Annotated in this window: 16 protein-coding genes; 8 read left to right on the top strand and 8 right to left on the bottom strand. The window is 32.4% G+C overall.

Annotated elements, in window-relative coordinates; translation table 11 throughout:
• Window positions 1-342 precede the first annotated feature (342 nt).
• The 4 genes from J2Z42_RS11085 to J2Z42_RS11070 form a co-directional block, all read right to left on the bottom strand.
• Window positions 343-603 carry a DUF2442 domain-containing protein gene (locus J2Z42_RS11085; RefSeq protein WP_209702836.1) on the bottom strand — a complete coding sequence of 87 codons (261 nt, stop codon included), beginning with the start codon at window positions 601-603 and terminating at the stop codon, window positions 343-345.
• A gap of 15 nt (window positions 604-618) precedes the next feature.
• Window positions 619-894, bottom strand: a complete 276-nt coding sequence (locus tag J2Z42_RS11080) for a DUF4160 domain-containing protein (protein WP_209702835.1) — start codon at window positions 892-894, stop codon at window positions 619-621.
• Window positions 895-1,448: 554 nt separating this feature from the next.
• The gene (locus tag J2Z42_RS11075; RefSeq protein ID WP_209702834.1) at window positions 1,449-5,042 is read right to left on the bottom strand and encodes a cell wall-binding repeat-containing protein; all 3,594 of its coding nucleotides are present in this window, start codon (window positions 5,040-5,042) and stop codon (window positions 1,449-1,451) included.
• Between the two features lie 612 nt (window positions 5,043-5,654).
• Complete coding sequence (locus J2Z42_RS11070) at window positions 5,655-6,713, bottom strand: cell wall-binding repeat-containing protein (protein ID WP_209702833.1); 1,059 nt, start codon at window positions 6,711-6,713, stop codon at window positions 5,655-5,657.
• A 170-nt stretch (window positions 6,714-6,883) separates the two neighbouring features.
• Between J2Z42_RS11070 and J2Z42_RS11065 the strand changes: the two genes are divergently transcribed.
• Both J2Z42_RS11065 and J2Z42_RS11060 read left to right on the top strand, forming a co-directional pair.
• Window positions 6,884-7,324: a cell wall hydrolase gene (locus J2Z42_RS11065; protein ID WP_209702832.1), complete on the top strand. Its 441-nt coding sequence runs from the start codon at window positions 6,884-6,886 to the stop codon at window positions 7,322-7,324.
• Window positions 7,325-7,368: 44 nt separating this feature from the next.
• Complete coding sequence (locus tag J2Z42_RS11060; protein ID WP_209702831.1) at window positions 7,369-7,860, top strand: hypothetical protein; 492 nt, start codon at window positions 7,369-7,371, stop codon at window positions 7,858-7,860.
• A gap of 60 nt (window positions 7,861-7,920) precedes the next feature.
• Here J2Z42_RS11060 and J2Z42_RS11055 read toward each other — a convergent pair whose 3' ends face one another.
• Window positions 7,921-8,190, bottom strand: coding sequence for a hypothetical protein (locus J2Z42_RS11055; protein WP_209702830.1), 270 nt, complete (start codon window positions 8,188-8,190; stop codon window positions 7,921-7,923).
• 38 nt (window positions 8,191-8,228) lie between these two features.
• Window positions 8,229-9,086: a tRNA 2-thiocytidine biosynthesis TtcA family protein gene (locus J2Z42_RS11050; RefSeq protein WP_209702829.1), complete on the bottom strand. Its 858-nt coding sequence runs from the start codon at window positions 9,084-9,086 to the stop codon at window positions 8,229-8,231.
• Window positions 9,087-9,303: 217 nt separating this feature from the next.
• Between J2Z42_RS11050 and J2Z42_RS11045 the strand changes: the two genes are divergently transcribed.
• The 5 genes from J2Z42_RS11045 to J2Z42_RS11025 all read left to right on the top strand — a co-directional run bounded on the left by J2Z42_RS11045 (window position 9,304) and on the right by J2Z42_RS11025 (window position 13,807).
• Window positions 9,304-11,382, top strand: a complete 2,079-nt coding sequence (locus tag J2Z42_RS11045) for a BglG family transcription antiterminator (RefSeq protein ID WP_209702828.1) — start codon at window positions 9,304-9,306, stop codon at window positions 11,380-11,382.
• A 28-nt stretch (window positions 11,383-11,410) separates the two neighbouring features.
• Complete coding sequence (locus tag J2Z42_RS11040) at window positions 11,411-11,698, top strand: hypothetical protein (protein ID WP_209702827.1); 288 nt, start codon at window positions 11,411-11,413, stop codon at window positions 11,696-11,698.
• Window positions 11,695-12,012, top strand: coding sequence for a PTS sugar transporter subunit IIB (locus J2Z42_RS11035; RefSeq protein ID WP_209702826.1), 318 nt, complete (start codon window positions 11,695-11,697; stop codon window positions 12,010-12,012). Before J2Z42_RS11040 ends, J2Z42_RS11035 begins: the two co-directional genes overlap by 4 nt.
• Window positions 12,013-12,092: 80 nt before the next feature.
• Complete coding sequence (locus tag J2Z42_RS11030) at window positions 12,093-13,418, top strand: PTS sugar transporter subunit IIC (protein WP_209702825.1); 1,326 nt, start codon at window positions 12,093-12,095, stop codon at window positions 13,416-13,418.
• Window positions 13,419-13,444: 26 nt separating this feature from the next.
• Window positions 13,445-13,807, top strand: coding sequence for a PTS sugar transporter subunit IIA (locus J2Z42_RS11025; protein ID WP_209702824.1), 363 nt, complete (start codon window positions 13,445-13,447; stop codon window positions 13,805-13,807).
• A 103-nt stretch (window positions 13,808-13,910) separates the two neighbouring features.
• On the opposite strand, the gene J2Z42_RS11020 is transcribed toward J2Z42_RS11025, so the two are convergent.
• Complete coding sequence (locus J2Z42_RS11020) at window positions 13,911-14,798, bottom strand: phosphatase domain-containing protein (RefSeq protein WP_209702823.1); 888 nt, start codon at window positions 14,796-14,798, stop codon at window positions 13,911-13,913.
• Window positions 14,799-14,874: 76 nt separating this feature from the next.
• Window positions 14,875-16,251 (bottom strand): MATE family efflux transporter, encoded by a 1,377-nt coding sequence (locus tag J2Z42_RS11015; protein WP_209702822.1) that lies wholly within the window; start codon window positions 16,249-16,251, stop codon window positions 14,875-14,877.
• 133 nt (window positions 16,252-16,384) lie between these two features.
• On the opposite strand from J2Z42_RS11015, the gene asnB reads away from it, so the two are divergent.
• Window positions 16,385-18,226: an asparagine synthase (glutamine-hydrolyzing) gene (gene asnB, locus J2Z42_RS11010; protein ID WP_209702821.1), complete on the top strand. Its 1,842-nt coding sequence runs from the start codon at window positions 16,385-16,387 to the stop codon at window positions 18,224-18,226.
• Window positions 18,227-18,278 lie beyond the last annotated feature (52 nt).

Here is an 18,278-nt window from a genome sequence, read left to right as displayed (position 1 = left end):
TACTTGTAATATTTTCCTCGAACTTCTAGACTTAGATTTCTCAAGCCCTAACGGGCTATTTTTTTGAGCCAATTTTTTTTAAATTCCTAAGAAATGAAAAAGTAGCCATTACCAATCGCATGGGTGGGCTACTTTTTTATTTCTTTTATAAGTACAATTATTAGGTTTATTAGAATCACTAAAAATGATGCTGCTGCAAATATTGCCATAACTAAATCGTACATATGTATCACCTCCTTTCTAGAAGGTGATACCAGCTGCCCACTTTACAACCAAAATACATAAATTGATTTTAACATAAGCCTATTCTTATTACAAGACATACATTTCTAGCTGTCATTTTTACATTTCTAATAAAGATTCTTGAAAGCTTACCCCTTTTATATAAAAAGTATCATTGCTCAAGTCTGCTCCGCATTTCCACTCAATAGTACCGTCTACAATTGAAAATTTTTTTAATTCCTCTTCACTGCGTAAAGGCTTAAATACAGGATATTTTAAATAAGAAATCATATCGAATATTTTTTTTTCTTTATTACTAAATGTAATAAGCAACTTATAATCTTTTAATATTTCAGCTTTAATAACATCTGGACTTTGCACTATATCTACCCCCTGTTATATCTCTTTTGGTTGAATTTTTTCGATAAATTCACCAGCAACTGCTTTATTCCATCTATCCCACAGTTCCTCTTTATGAATTATCATCCAAGCTTTAATAAAATCTTTTTGTCTTTTATTAAGTTTTCCTTCAAGAACCTTTCCTGTTGCAATTGATACAGAAACTTTATCCCCGTTAGTTAATATTATATGAAAATGAGGTTCTTTATGTTTTTGCGTATCCATAGGATACATCTTTATTCTAATATCCTCAAAACGTGCTAGTTCTCCCATACTTCACCTCATTCTGTAGTAATTTTATCTATTGATATCACATTTCTTAATCTACTGTACTATGGAATAGCTCACGTGGTTCCTCAACTTCCCACAATTCCCAATTTTGCATTAGTTCATCTTTACGCAATTCCGCTCATGCTAATACCAATTTTAATTAAGGCCTTGGTAACATTCCTTTTAGCACTTTTACGTTTATTATATCAATTTATAGATAATTATATTATAACATTATAGACTTTTACAAACAATGAACGAAAATAGCTTTTAAATTTTATATTTTTCGTAACATAGTGGAGAAAAATCTTCCTTCACTATTAACTCTTAATTATTAATTCTTAACTAAAAAAGAGCATCCCTAAGGATACTCTTTTTTAGAAATGACTATTTAGTTTTTCAGCCAGAATATGCCCCGACTATTTTATGACTTAAAGATATTTTTAGATATGATTGTACAATTTATCCGCTCATTTATTTAAATAAGAGAAGGAAGGTTGTACTTTCCTTCATATATCTTAAATTTTAATTACAATTTTAATAGACCATTTTATCTATTAGTTACCTTTAACAGCTCCTACAACACCAACTGTAATTGTTCTTATTCTTAAATCATCACTTGATGGTTTATAGTAAGCATAATTATCATCACTATCTATAGAAGTTCTAACTGTAGCTGTACTCTTAGCATATACAGTAATTTTAGGAGTATTAGCAGTATCTACTACTGTATTGCCATTAGCATCTACTTTTGTAACTTTTGTAAAGTAGCTTGGATTTACACTGTTCTTATCAAATGTAAATCTAACAGTATTTTTACTACCTGAAGCAATACCTACACTAGTTGCTTTTAAGTTAGTTCCATCTTTTGCTGTAAATACAAAGTCATCTGTCTTAAATCCACTATTTGGATCAATTGGAGTATCAAATACAACATCAACATATCCGTTTCCAGAAGTAGTATCTATATCTGCATTCCAGTTATCTGCTACAGTCTTAGGAAGTGCTTGATAATCATAAGGAGTTATATTGCTAGCAGCTGTTATTGCACTTATACCTTTTCCTGATACAAGTGTTGTTTGTGGAATAGCTATTGTAGTAAGTACTGCTTTGCTGCCACTAAATTTAACTGCATCAATCTTTTTAGTTCCAGTAAATCCAGCTGGTAATACATCATGTCCTGCTGATGTATCAACAGTAGCTCCATCACCAAATACAAGTACTATATTTTCTCCACTCTTATATCCACTAGTAGGCTCAATTCCTCCTAATCTAAAGTCATGATAGTCTAAATTGTCTACTGCACTATCAAACTTAAGTGAAACATCCAAGTCGTCTCCATCATATTTAACTGAGAATGCAGATTTATTTATTGTTGCTGAAGGTGCATTTGTTGCTAGGTCAATTTGTTTAGCAACTGAAACATCTAAAGCATTTCCGTTTGAATCTTTAACACCTATTACATCAATCTCATTTACAGCACTATCATTAGTACCAAGTCCACCTGTATATACTGTATAACTTGATGGGAATTTAATTGTTGCACTCTTGTTGTCAGAACTTACTGTAATATCTGTATCACTTGGTAATGCCTTTGTATCTCCACTACCATTTTTAAATTTGTAATTTGACAAATCTTGAAGTGAAGATGCATCCATTTCTTTATCAAAATATACAACAGCTTTTCTGGAAGCATCATCACCGCTTGAAACAGCATAAGCTCCTATTACATTTGGTGCTACATCAGTAGCTCCAGCAAATGTCAAAGTCTTGTCAGCCATAGTATTTGGTGTAGTTGCTGTATCTATTATATTTTTAATTGTTATTGTATACTGTGAATCAGTTAACTTAGCTCTCATAGTTATATCAAATACACTAGCTGAGCCTGTCGCATTACCTGTAGCTTTGATACTAGTTATACCCTTAGTAGCATCAGTAGTTATGTCAGCGCCACCATTATCTTTTATCTTATAGTTTGATATATTTTGAGCATAAGGTACACTTACATCTTTATTAAATGTAACACGTATAGTCTTGTTATCAAGAGTTTTTACAGATGTAACATCTGGTTTAGTATCATCTTCTGATAAAGTAAATGGTTCTCTAGTGTCGTCAGCTACCTTATTTCCATAAGCATCTTTTACATCATTTGTAATATTTATTGTATTAGAATTTTTCTTAAGTAATCCTGATACATTACTAATTTTAACCTGAGTATCATTATTCTTAAGTTCTATATCTCCAGCTCCCGGATTATTACCTGCAACATCAGCATCGCCATTTATTCCATAATAACTAACCGTTTTAGCTGTTTTAGCATCCATTGGTCTGTCAAAATTAATGTATATTTTTCCAGTATCTTCAGCTGTTATGCTAGTAATTTTTGGAGTAGTTGTCAATGTATCAACGTTAAAGTTTGTTGTAGCTTCCTGAAATGGGAAAGCTGCTGCATCTTCTAATGATGTATTATCTCCATCTGATACTTTTAGAGTATGACTTCCAGCTTGTAATGATGAATTAAAGTATAATTCAACTTTATTTGACCATACACCTTTTTTATCATTAGCATTAGTATTAGAACCTTCAACATAGTCATCAACTTTTGATAAACCTTTAGTTGGATCAGTATCAAGACCAAAACTTGTTACATTCTGTCCATCTATCTTAAATTTGCTAACAGCTTTAGTTATATCTGTATCACTTCCAGTACCAAAATTAACTGGTTCCGAAAATACAACAGTTATCTTCTTATTTCCTTGAGCAGTTACTGAAGCTATTGTAGGTGCAGTAGTATCATTAAATGTTAAATTTGATTGAGTGTATTCTGGAATACTCTGTGATTTATCCTTAGATAATATTCCCTTTTTAACTTTTACATCCAAACTATCAGATTGTTTCTTTGGGTGTGCAAGAGTTATTAAAACTGTCTTATTATCATCCTGAAGTTTTGCTACAGCACTCTGATCATTAACAGCTGCTGCATTATCTTTAGTACCTTGATTATTTAAAGTTGTTCCACCAACTTCATAATTAGTTACATCTTTAGCTGTATCTTCATCAACTTCTTGATTGAATACAACCTTAATCTGGTTTAAATCAACAGCACTTACAGATTGAACCTGTGCACTTGTTGAAGGTGTTCCATAGATTGCACTATTGATATTTCCAAGTAAAGTATCGGAAACAACGCCAGTTCCTCCAACTATTTGTGTATCAGTAGTCTTTGTAGCTTCACCCTTCATGTAGTTAATAGCATTTGTAGTTGCATCTGAACTATCACTATCAACTAATACTAATGGTGATGCAGTCTTTCCAGCTATTGCTGAAGCAACTAATGCATCTGCATATCCGTTTCCTGAAGCATTTGCTACATAAAGCTTGTCAGCTTTTAAGTCACTCTTAAAGTTATTTAATACATTTAAGTTTGTTGCGAATCTATCAGCTCCACCGTCTACTCTTGTAGCAGTTGAACCGAAATCGCTCTTTATTGCATCACTTATAACATTGCTTGTTCCAACAACTGTAACGTTTGATCCATTTGCAAAATCAATTGCTCCCTGGCTGTCGCTCTGGCTGTTATCTGCAAGTAATAATATTTCTCCTTTAGCTGATGCAATTGGTGCTACAGATAAAGCATCTGAGAAACCATTTCCACCAACAACCAATACGTTGTCCTTCTTAACGCCGAGTTTAACTAATTCATTAGCTACTGCTACGTTAGTTTCATATCTTGTATTTCCACTTAATTCAGTCAAAGTATAGCTCTTTTTAAGTTGATCTCTAACTGACTGTGAAACTGAAGCAGTTCCACCAACAACATATATGTTCTTTGCCTGCAATTTTGTTAATGCAGCACTTGTGCTTGCGCTTAATGTATCTGGTGTAGTAAGTAATATTGGTGCATTTAATTGTTTAGCTAATGCTGATGCACTAACTGCATCTGCATAACCCTGTCCGGAAACTAGGACTACATTGTCACTAGTTGTCCAATTTGAAGTAGCAACGTTAGCTGCTGTTTCATATCTGTCTGCACCACTAACTCTTGTAGCAGAACCTGCTGCTGCCTTGACTGGGCCAGCTGTTAATGCTGTAGTTAAAACTAAAGACATAAGTGTAGCACTTGCAAGTGCCTTTGTACTTTTCTTATTCATATTGTAATATACCCTCCTCGATTAAGTGAATTTTAATTAAAATTCTTTTAAATATATATATATATATTAAATATATACTGACTTAGAATTGATGTTTAATTCAAATTTCCATTTAAACACCATTGCGAAACAGACATTATTATACCACAACTAAAATGCACATTCTACTAATTATGTGCGATTTTATTCTATTTTCATAAAAACTTATGAATTGTATAATTAATCTAAAATTCAAACTTTATTATATCATAATAAAGGTATAATTTCCACACATTACGTGTTATAAATAATACTACATCCTTTAGAATAATATTAATTTAAATTTTATTATTGGTAATGTCACTATATTTTCTTATTATTAGACTAAATTTATTCTAATGATATAGTATTCTACATCAGTTAAAATAACCCTTCTTTTTTTGTAAAATTTTTTACACTTTTATATTGTAACTTTTTAGTAAATTTTTTAGTAAAATACGGTTTTATTGTGGTATAAATCACAATATGACAATATAAAAGTGTATAAGGTTAATCTAATAAAAATTATAGATTTTTTCCAAGTCTTCATTTATTAGACGTTACATGTAAATAAAATGTTTCAAATTAATTTATTTAATTTATATCTATTATCTGGAATGGATCATCATTTTTAAGTCCTTCCTCTACAGAACTTGAAACTGAAGCGTCTCCACCTATTATTGTTATCTTTGAGCCATCCTTTATATTTGAAAGTATATAATTTTTAGCATTCATCTGAGCGTTTTCGTCTGCCCCTGCACCTGAAAGTACAAGTGGAGAGCCTGTCTTTGCTGCTGCTGCGGAAGCTACAAGTGCATCTGCAAATTGAGTGCTTGAAGCTCCACCTGCTGCTACATATATATTTGTAAAATCAACTCCGCCGTTATTTTGGAAATACTGAAGTACAGCCAGGTTTGTAGCAAATCTATCTGCTGAATTTCCTGTTATTTTGCTGCCGCCTGCAGAAGATACTACAGACTGCGGAAGAACTCCATCTCCTCCTACTGCCATTACAGAAAGTGAATTTGAATTTATTACGTCTTTTACTCCATCACTTACCTGTGTACTACTTGCAAGAAGTACAGGATATCCCTTCTGTGCAGCAATAGATGAAACTGAAAGTGCATCTGCATAACCATCTTGTCCATTTACCAGCATTGCAGATTTTTGTCCGCTCATTGAAAGTACTTTTTTTGCAACTTCTGCATTTGTTCCCATTCTTGTGGTATCTGTAGTACCGGCTATACGTTCTACCTGATAATTACCTTTCAAGCTGTCTTCAATAGAACTTGAAACAACACCAGTACCACCTACTATGTATATTTTAGTTGCTTTAAGTGTCTCTATAGTATCTAAAACTTCGCTTTCAAGAGTGTCTCCACCCGCAGTAAGAAGTATTGGTGCATTGAGCTGTTTTGCAAGCGGCGTAGCACTTACTGCGTCTGCATATCCAAAGCCATTTACAAGTACTACATTTTGTGAAGTGCTAAAAAGAGATTTTGCTACCTGGTCAGCTGTTCCTATTCTTCCGCCTTCTCCACCGTCTACTCTAGTAACACTAGCTGATGCTGCCTGAACATTTGCTCCACCTAAAGTTAATGTGATTGCAAAAGCAAAAAAAGCAGAAGCTAGTATTTTCTTAACATTAGTCATTAATATGTGCCCCTTCCTTAAATTAATTTATTTGCCATAATCATTAATATTATATAACATTGGAATTTATTTTTGTACCCTGCTGCCATTTTTTAATAAATTTAATTGTAACTTTTTCTAGCTTTATAAATAAACTGATAGTATAAAAAGATTTCATGAGGTGAAAATACATGGCTTTTTCAGATAGAGAACTTCTGGCCAGAATCATAAAATGCGAGGCCGGTGGAGAAGGGGAAAATGGCATGAAAGCCGTTGCTACTACTATTATGAATAGGGTCAGAGTTCCTTATGGAGAATACCATAGAGTAGGTCAGGGTGATGTACGAAGAATACTCTATCAAAAAGGCCAGTTTGATTGTATGCGAAGTATTTTGGGTGGAAGTCCAAATCCACAAAATATATGGACAAATCCCCCTGAACAGATACATTATGATATAGCAGACTGGGCCCTTGCAGGCAACCGGCTGTATCCAATTGGTTATTCCCTATGGTACTTCAACCCTTATGCTGCCTGTCCTTATATATTCCCATATAACGGGGTTGGAAGTTTTCAGGTTAAAGTGCTCCAGCACTGTTTCTACAATCCTACAGAACTATATGCAAATACTTGAATATGAATTTTATCAATAATTAATTATATGGAGGTAACTTATTTATGATTTCAAGATATCCTGATTATTTTGCAGGAGTACCTATAATGCCGGAGGGTATACCAGTAATGCCTGGATATCCTATGCCAGATTTTAGGACAGATACTGATATTTTAGAAGATGAAAAAGATTATGAAAATTATGAAGATGAGGAAAATGAAGAAAATGAAAAATCAGATGAACAATCAGATGAACAACCAGAGGACTATGCGTCAGATGAAAATCTTACAAGACAGGCCCCAAATCAAAGTTCAAATTTTGAAATGGCACCGGGTTCCCCTGTAGAGCAAAATATCAACTATACCCAGGGTTACTTACAAACTCAGATAGGAAAAAGAGTAAGAATTACTTATCTTCTTGGAACAGGTACTCTCCAGGACAGAACAGGTATACTGAAAAAAGTTGGGATAAGTTATGTAATCTTAAGAAATGAAGAAACAAATACAGATGAATTATCAGATATTTATTCCATAAAATTTGTTGTCATATTCGACTAACCCAAATATTAATTAAAAGGTCAGTGATTACTGGCCTTTTAATTTTATCCACACTGTGGATTATTTATCATCTAAATCAATTTCTTCTATTATAAATTTGTCAAATTTAAATTCATCTATAAAATTATCTTGAGTAAAAATTGTCTTTTTTCTCACAGCATATTCCTTTTCATTACTTGGAAGCCAGTAAGGTATCTCTATATCAAATTCCTTACAAATCTCTAAAATTGAATTTTTTAAATTATCTTCATAATTTTTATCTTCATCAAAAAGTACTACCTTGTCTTTTACTATCCTATTATTAATTAAAAGTTTTCCCCATATTTTCAAAATAAATTTTCTCCTCGTAGATTATATAAAAATTGATATTAATAGTCTTCTAAAAAAGAATGTTTTTCTCCGTCTTTAGTCCACCCAATTATAGAGTCCATGTTTACATTACGTGCAGCATTAAAAATAGATTTGTCTACGCCTTTAAAAGACTTCTTGAGTTCTTTTATCATGTCCTTTATTTCATATCTCTTGTTGCCTATTCTCTTTGCCGAAACCATGCAGGCACAATTAAGCGGCCAGATACCACTATTTTGTGTAAATTTCTGTATATAATCCTCTTCTACAAAATAAAGCGGCCTTATAAGCTCCAAATTTTTATAGTTGGTGGATTTTAATTTTGGAAGCATGGTTTTAAAGTTTCCAGAATACAGTATATTCAAAAGAGTGGTTTCTATAACATCATTAAAGTGGTGGCCTAAAGCAAGTTTGTTGCACCCGAGTTCCTGTGCCTTGCTGTAAAGGGAACCTCTTCTCATTTTAGCACACATATAGCATGGATAATCTTTCGCTATTTTATCCACGACATGAAAAATTCCGGATTCAAAAAGATGTATAGGAATATTTAAGTACTTGCAATTGTCAATTAAAAGTTTTTTTATACTTTCATGATAACCGGGGTCCATAGCTATAAATTCCAGTTCAAATTTTACTTTTGAGTGCCGTTTCAGTTCCTGAAAAAGTTTTGCCATAAGCATGCTGTCTTTTCCTCCAGACACAGCTACAGCTATTCTATCCCCTTCATCTATCATGTTAAATTCTCTTACTGCCTTTACAAATTTCGACCATATATGTTTTTTATACGTCTTAGTGATACTATGTTCTATTTCCGAAAGAGGTTTTCTCTCATTAAACGGAACCAATATATCACACCCGGTTCCTGCAATATCACTCATTATATCACCCCATTTCCATTTGAACATTATATCACATATTAACTTTTGCAAGTTAAGAATTAATAATGAAAATTTAATTATTAAATATATGTCAATTGTATCATGACAACATATAATCATGTTTTTATTGAATTATAAATGTTTTAGCCTATATAATATATGTGAAAACAAAATAATTTTAAATCAATATTCATTTATAAAAGTGTAGGTGATTCGGATGATTAATAGTTTAACTTTAAGGCAACTTAACATATTAAGCAAAGTTACCTACAATGAGCAGCCTGTAAACGTTAAAAATTGTGCTAAAACTTATAATGTGAGTACTAGGACAATTTATAGGGAAATTGAAACTATAAACCAATACTTGAATAAATTCCATTTAAAAGTCATAAATAACACAGGAGGTCTTATTCTTAAAGGAAATGATGAGGAAATAATAAATTTAAAGTTATTAATTCCTTGTTTTAATTCAGCTTTAGAAACAAATTCAAAGAAAAAATTAATTTTAATAGAGCTTCTGCAGCAAAAAGAACCTCTAAAACTCCAATATTTTGCAAATAAATTTAGAGTATCAACATCAACTATAAGTAATTACCTAAAGGATATTAAAAGTTGGTTTCAGGACAAAAATATAGATTTTATCTCTAAACCCGGTGTTGGAATTTATATAAAAGCAGATGAAAAAACTATAAGACATGCCATCGTAGATTTGCTTTATAAAAACTGCAATACAGATGAACTTATAAGTGTAATTAAAAAAAATCATCTAGAAAACTCAACTTTAAAACTGTTCAATGTAATTGATTACAGGACTATATATATAGTTGAAAAGTCACTTGCAAAACTCGAAAGAAGCATAGATTATCAGATAGAAGACAGGCTATACGTTGAGCTTTCTATTCATATAGCACTTGCAATTAAAAGGCTTATCAATAACGAAAAAATAAATTTGAATGCATCTATTATTAAAAAACTAAAAAATACAAAAGAATATAAAATAGCAGAAATCATTGCCAAATATATTGAAGATGAAATAAATATAATCATTCCTAAAGAAGAGATTGGATATATTGCCATTCAACTTCAAGGAGTTCAACTCGGAAGCATAAATCTAAACTTAAATGAAAAATACCTTCATACAATTACCAAAGAAATAATACTGAACGCGGAATATATTTTCAATATAAACTTCAGTGAAGATCCAATACTTGAAAAAGATCTTACCATGCATCTTTTATATTCTCTCTATAGATTGAAATCAGGTTACAAAATCAGAAATCCACTTATAGATGATATAAAAAAAGAATATGGAGATACCTTTAATAAATGTAATTTAGCATTGGATGTACTTAGAAAATCGCTTGAAATAGAAATAAATGATGATGAAATAGGCTATATAACCATGCATTTTGCGGCTTCAATAGAAAGAATGAAATATAAAATAAAAAAATTCAACGTGCTCCTTGTATGTTCCAGTGGAATAGGCGTATCAAGGATGCTATATGAAAAGCTTAAAAATGTGCAGCAGTTGAATATAGTAGCCAACTCATCCCTTCTTAAAATTGATGAAATGATAAAAAAATACGATCTGGATTTAATAATATCTTCTGTTCCACTAAAAAGAAATGATATAAAAGTTATAAATGTAAATCCAATGTTTACAGAAAATGATGTAAAAACACTAGAAAAAGAACTCAATATAAAGATATCCATAAAAAACAAGAAAGAACAGCCTTCCAGCATTAAAGATAGTTTTGAAGAATTAAATGTATTAACTCATTACGGAACTCAGATAAATTTAATAGTCAATAATACCTTTTTAACTCAAATTTCAGCCAATGTCAATACTGTAGATGCCTTAATTCAATCTCTATTAAATGAAATTATAAAAAATAAATTTATTACAGTAAAGCAATGTGTAAAAATCAAAAAATTACTTGAAGATCGTGAAAAATTAGGTGCAATAATATTACCAAATAAAGGATTTGCCATATATCATTGTACAAGCAATAGTATTAAAGAACCCCTAATTTGTATAGGAAAACTGAAAGTGCCAATTAAGCTTATAAATTTAATGGACAAGAAAGAAGATGTATATACTGCATTTTTAATGATAGCACCAAGAAAAAACAAAGAAAGCTTAGATGTAATAGGCGATATATCCAGCTCAATTATAAGCGAACCATATTTCATAAAAAATTTAAACACAAGTAATACTTTAGAAGAATGTAAAAAACTTATAAAAGAAGTGTTATTCAAGAAATTATATTTAAAAATATTACAGATAGTAAAATAAATTCAAATTTGTAAATGGAGGTATGGCAATGTCAGATCACAGTAAAAACTTACTTTATATTTCAAAAAAACCCATCATAGTATTTTTCATTTTATTATCACTAGCTTGGATTGTACCTGCTATAAATTTAATGATACATGGTCAAATATCATCATCTATAAAACTTTTTCTATTTGGTTGTGCTTACCTTATTGCTTTATTTATAGCACAAACATTTTTTAAAAGAATGCTTATACTTTATCAAAAAAATTTAGATAAATCAATTAAAAAGTCAAAAGGTCAAAAATATTTAAAAAATAGGAGGTTATCAAAATGAAAGCAATTATATTATGCAGTTGGGGAGCTACATCCAGTTCTCTTGCAAAGTCAGTCAACGATGAGGCAAAAAAAAGAAACTTGGATATAACTGTAGATGCAGGTGGCACTGGTGAATTTAAAAAGAAAGCACAGGATTATTCTGTAGCACTTCTGGAACCACAGGTAAGGCATCTAAAAAGAGAAGTAGAAGAAGCTGCCAGTAAATATGACATACCTGTAGAAATTGTAAATATGCAGGCTTTTGCACTTATGAACGGCGGAAAAGTTCTTGATCAAATAATAGACCTCGCAAAAAAGTCTGGAAAACTATAGATTAAAAACCGGCCTTCAATCTATTTTGAAGACTGGTTTTAAATAAAAAATATAATAAAATATTATGAGGAGGTTAGATTATGAAAGAAAACAAATTTATGAAGTGGATGGAAGAACGCTTGATGCCTATACTCGCTAAAGCCGCTCAAAACATCTATTTGCAGTCAATTCGTGATGCATTCTGTATTTTCGCTCTCCCACTTATAATAAGTGGATCAATTTTCTTAATTATTGCAAACCCTCCAGTTTCATTAGGTTGGGGAATAATAACCGCATGGAGCAAAGCTATTGCTCCAATTCAAAACCAAATTCTAATAGCATTTAATCTAAGTTTTGGAATTATGGCTACCGCTGTTGCTTTTGGTACAGCCTACAGCCTAGCTTCAAGATGGGACATGGATGAAGCACTATGTGGCCTTTTATCACTAGTTTGTTTCTTCATTGTATGTTTTCCTGCAACAGATATTACCAAAGTACAATTTGGTAAAGTACTTGACTATTTAGGTGGTCAGGGATTATTTATAGCAATACTCTTAGGTATTATTTGTACAACAGTTACAAAACTGTTCACTAAAAAAGGATTAGTAATTAAAATGCCAGCAGGCGTACCGCCTTATGTTGTTAGAACTTTCAGTGCTCTAGTTCCTTTCTTTGTCATGATTACTTTATCCTGGGCTGTTGAATGGATAGTATGGGCTAACCTACAAATTACTCTTCCACAATTAGTACTTGAAATATTCAAACCTTTAGTTGCTGTTTCAGACACTTATCCTGCAGCTCTTGCTGAAATAATACTCATGATGCTCCTATGGTCACTTGGTATCCATGGAATGAATGTAGTTTCTTCTGTTGCATATCCCTTCTGGACCGCTCAACTTGCTGCAAATGATGCTGCATTAAAAGCTGGACAATCATTACCTGGAATAGTTTGTGAACCATTCTTCCATATGTTCACTCATATAGGTGGTTCCGGTATAACATGGCCTCTTACTATAATGTTCTTATTTTCAGCATCAAAACAACTTAAGAGCATTGGAAAAGTAGAATTGATACCTGCTATATTCAATATAAATGAGCCTTTAATTTTTGGTGCTCCATTAGTACTTAATCCAAGAATGTTTATACCATTTATATTAGCTCCTGCAGTTACTGTCACTGTTAACTATGCAGCCTTCTTCTTCAACTTAGTACCTAAAGTTGTTTTTCAGCCGCCATTTACACTTCCAGTTTTCTTCGGAGGCATAATAGCAACAGGTGGTTACTGGCAAGGTGCAGCACTACAACTTGTTAATTTATTAATTGCAGCTGCAATTTACTATCCATTCTTTAAGGGTTATGAAAAAGATTTAGTTGAAAATGAAAAAAATGCTGAAAAAGAAGCACAGTTAAATGGTTCTGCAAATTAAACTTATTACGAGGAGGCATATGTATTATGTCAGATAACAGCATAGATAAAGAAAAACTAACTTTAGAAAAAATAATATTTAATTTAGTACTTCATGGAGGAAATGCAAGGGGAAAAGCTTATGATGCATTAGATGCTGCTGAAATAGGAGATTTTGAAGCAGCAAAAAAATGCCTTGAGGAAGCAGATGATGAATTTTATAAAGGTCATAATTATCAAAATCTACTTATTCAAGGACAGATGGAAAATGAAACTCCTAACTTTCTTGTAATTCATGCACAAGATCAGCTGATGACTGCTCTTTCTGAAAAGAACCTTATAAAAAGAGAGATAACTCTTTATAAAAAGGTGGCTGAATTAGAAAAGAAAGTAGATAATCTCAGTAAATAATTCAATATTATATTAATTGTAAACCTTACATTTTGTAAATTCAATACTTTTTAGCAAAACCAGAGTTTATTTTTATAAATTCTGGTTTTGTTATTGTCTTTAATTAATTATTCTGTTTTACCCAGCTGGACCAGGAGGTCTGAAAATTATCCTTGTTTTCAGATGCATATTTATAAAATTTTTTTATAAATTCCGCCCTCTTTTGTGATTTTTTATTTTTTATATTTAAAATATTCTTGCCGCCTATTGCAACCTGCCTATCCACTATATCCTGCATTCCTACTCGTTTGCCATTTTTCATCATGTCATACATTATCATAAAAGTTGTAGTTCTACCAATACCTCCCCTGCAGTGAAAATGTAGCCAGGTTCCCTCAGGTAGATTCTTTACAGTATTAATGAAATAATCCACCATTTCATCATCTGGAATGCCATGATCCATAACAGGTATCCTTATATAGGTCATATTTAAATCCTCAACTAGATCCTTCTCACTTTCCACTTCTTTAGGAATTATTTTTTTACCTTTTATAGTTACAGGTTCGTTAAGCTTTATTGATTTTAATTTGTTTTTTTCATTTTCCATAGTTTTTTTCACACTTAAATTTCCATCTGAATCATCCACATCAGACTTCCAGCTTACAGCCAAATTATTTATAAATCCATGCGGTTCCTCCCTCAAATCGACTACAGCTATCTTTTTTCCCGGAATAGCTTCCTTTATGAGTTTGATGTTGTCCCCGGTAAACTGTGCACTTCCAGAAATATTTAATTCAGACATTCCCTTTAAGTCAAATTTTTTAAAATTGCTTTCTATTTTATCCGTACTTTTTCTAAATCTTTTTGGAAGTTCGCCGTCTCTTTTTGAATCCATTGAAATAATATTTCCTTCACTGTTGAAGCCATACAAATTTTTGGCGTATGCGCTTGAATTTCCAACAAGAGACATAAAAAAAACGATAAATATGCAAAGACTTAATTTTTTCTTCATGTTATCAAAACACCTCGCTAAATTTAATCCACACATATCTATCATTTGTTTTTTTTAAAATTATATAACAAAATTATTATTTAGTTTTTATTAAAACAAGCTTTTTCCATTTTCCTTTTCTAAATCTTATATAATACAGAATTCCACGTACAAGCCAATCTATATACATTCCCATCCATACTCCTATAAGTCCGAATCCAAGGTTTATTCCAAGTATATATCCCATTACAATTCTAAATACCCACATTCCTATGATCGTGGTTACCATAGTGTATTTTGCATCTCCTGCACCTTTAAGTCCTGCCGGGATTACAAATGAGATAGACCAGATAGGTATGCACAGTGCATTTATTTTCAATAACTTTGTAGTAAGATCAATTGTTTCTACATTAGTAGTATACAGGCTTGTCCATATTCTAGCTGTAGGCACTGAAAAAACGCAGATTACTACAAGACATACCGTAGTCATTTTGAAAAGATATGACAGACATTTTTCAGCTTCATCACTGTCTCCCTTTCCCATATACTGTCCAACCAAAGCTGTAGCAGCAATACTAAACGCAGTACCCGGTATGTTCAGCATATTTGCAATTGAATTTCCTATAGTATTTGATGCTATTGATATTGTTCCCATCCCTACAATAAATACCTGTGTAATAAGTTTTCCACCGTTGAACATGAGAGATTCAACACCAGCTGGAATTCCAACTCCAAATATAGGTCTCAGTAAATTTTTGTTAAATCTAAAACTGAATAATTTAGTCAATTTTAAAATTCTTGTGCCGCGAATTAATATTAAAAGTGCCAAAAGTCCCCCTATAGTTCTTGCAATAGCAATTCCAAGAGCGGCTCCACGCACTCCCATGCCTGACGTGTATAGATGAAATCCTGCAATTTTAAGGTTTATACCATATATAAGGCTGTAACTTAAAATTACATTTACAATATTCATAAACATGGTTATCTTCATAGGCGTTTTTGAATCTCCGCTGCCCCTTAAAACTCCATTTGCAATTAAGTCAAGGGCTATCATAGGGTATGTAATAATAGTTATGCCAAAATAAATCTTTGCATAATTTATTACAATCTTGTCTGCCGAACCATAAAGCACGTATATGAGCTGTTGTTTGAATAAAAATATAAGCAGAGTTATGACAAGCGCTATGAATACCCCTGAATATAGAGACTGCTTCATCGCATTATTTGCCATTTTTTTGTTCTTTTGACCAATGTATTGTGCTACAACTACTGTACCTCCTACTGCAAGAGATGAAAAAAATGCAATAAGTATATTGTTAAAAGAATCTACCATTCCAATGGCTGACACCGCTTCTTTGCTTATGTGTCCTGCCATCATGGTATTAACCATTCCAAGAGAGGCTACAAATAGCTGTTCTGCAAGAATTGGAACAGCTAATTTAAATACATCCTGTCGAATTAAAGTCACTTTCATTTTCCTTTCATTTTCTATATTCTATCATGGTATTATAACACTTTTTATATTCTAATGATAGCAAATCATGCACATATATATTCTAAAATCATAAATTATAATTAGCTTTATATATTTGGAGGTTAACTTTAATATGTGTGGAATTACAGGATGGATTAATTTAAAGCAGGATATTTCCATGAACAGGGATATTCTTTTAAAAATGACTGATACTTTAAAAGACAGGGGACCTGATGACGAAGGTTATTATTTATCTAAAAATGCACTTTTAGGCCATAGAAGACTGATAGTAGTAGATCCTTCCGGCGGCTCACAACCAATGTCCAAGAGTGTGAATGGCAAAAAATATATAATTGTATATAATGGAGAGCTTTATAACACTGAAAATTTAAGGAAATCCCTTTTAGATGCCGGATATTCTTTTAATTCCTATTCTGATACCGAGGTTCTTTTAACAAGTTATATTCACTGGGGAATAGAATGTCTGAAACATATAAATGGTATATATGCTTTTGCAATATGGAACGAAAATGAAGAAAGTTTATTTATGGCAAGAGATCCTCTAGGTGTAAAACCACTGTTTTATACAATAAAGGATGATTCTATAATATTCGGTTCTGAGATAAAGACATTGCTTGCCCACCCTTATGTAGAACCTATAGTTACAAGGGAAGGTCTAACTGAAGTTTTCGCCCTCGGTCCTGCAAGGTCTTTAGGAGGAGGAGTTTTTAAGGACATTCATGAGATTGCACCTGCCAATTATCTGCTTTATTCAAGATATGGAGTTAAATTGAGAGAATACTGGAAGCCTCAATGCAAGGTTCACACTGAAAATATAGATGAAACCTGCGAGCATGTTAAATTTCTTTTGGTAGATGCCATAAAAAGACAGCTTGTTGCCGACGTACCTGTCTGTACCCTTCTTTCAGGCGGACTCGATTCAAGTGTTATATCAACCGTAGCAGCTTCAGAATTTAAAAAACATGGTGAGACTTTAAACACTTATTCCATTGACTACAAGGATGAAGAAAAATACTTTAAGGCAAATTCTTTTGAACCTACGCCTGACAGGGTTTGGGCTTTGAAAATGTCAAAATATATAAAAAGCAAACATCATGGGATTATAAATACAAGCGAGGATTTATGCAATGCACTGTACAATTCAGTTAAAGCAAGTGATCTTCCGGGAATGGCCGATATTGATTCCTCACTTTACCTTTTCTGCAAGGAAATAAGAAAGGATAATACAGTTGCCTTATCCGGTGAATGTGCCGATGAGATTTTTGGAGGATACCCATGGTACAGAAGACCCGAGGATATAAATGCGCATACTTTTCCCTGGTCCAAGTCAATTAATTCAAGGAAGGAAATTCTGTCAGACGATTTAAAAGTATTGGATTTGGAGGGTTATTTGAACAACCAGTATGAAAGCAGTTTAAAACAGGTGCCCCACATAGATGGAGAATCCAAATTGGATTACAGGATGAGAGAACTGTTCTACCTCAATATAAAATGGTTTATGATTACACTTTTAAACAGGAAGGATAGAATGAGTATGTCAAACAGTCTTGAGGTGAGGGTTCCTTTTGCAGACTACAGGCTTGTAGAATATGCTTTCAATATACCTTCAGAGTTAAAATTCTACAAGGGAAGGGAAAAAGGTCTTTTGAGGAAGTCACTTTATGGAGTTTTGCCTAAGGACATCATTGAGAGAAAAAAGAGTCCATACCCTAAAACCCATAATCCGGAGTATACTAGAAGAGTTCAAAAATGGATGAGGGCTATAATGGATGATAAAACTTCACCTATTCTCCCACTTATAGATAAAAAGGCTGTCAATACTTTAATAGAAACGGGAGGTTCTTCATTCAAGGCACCATGGTTCGGTCAGCTCATGAGAGGGCCGCAGCTTCTAGCTTATCTAATTCAAGTAAATGTATGGCTTAAAGAATATAATATTAAAATAGAATGGTAAAATTCACATGCTTACCCCTGAGGTGGTTTAAATTACTCCAGGGGTAATTGCA

It is taken from the genome of Clostridium algifaecis (assembly GCF_017874415.1).
Lineage (GTDB): Bacteria > Bacillota > Clostridia > Clostridiales > Clostridiaceae > Clostridium_B > Clostridium_B algifaecis.
The sequence above is the reverse complement of the archived record's forward strand: the minus strand, read 5'-3'. Positions and strand labels throughout refer to the sequence as shown.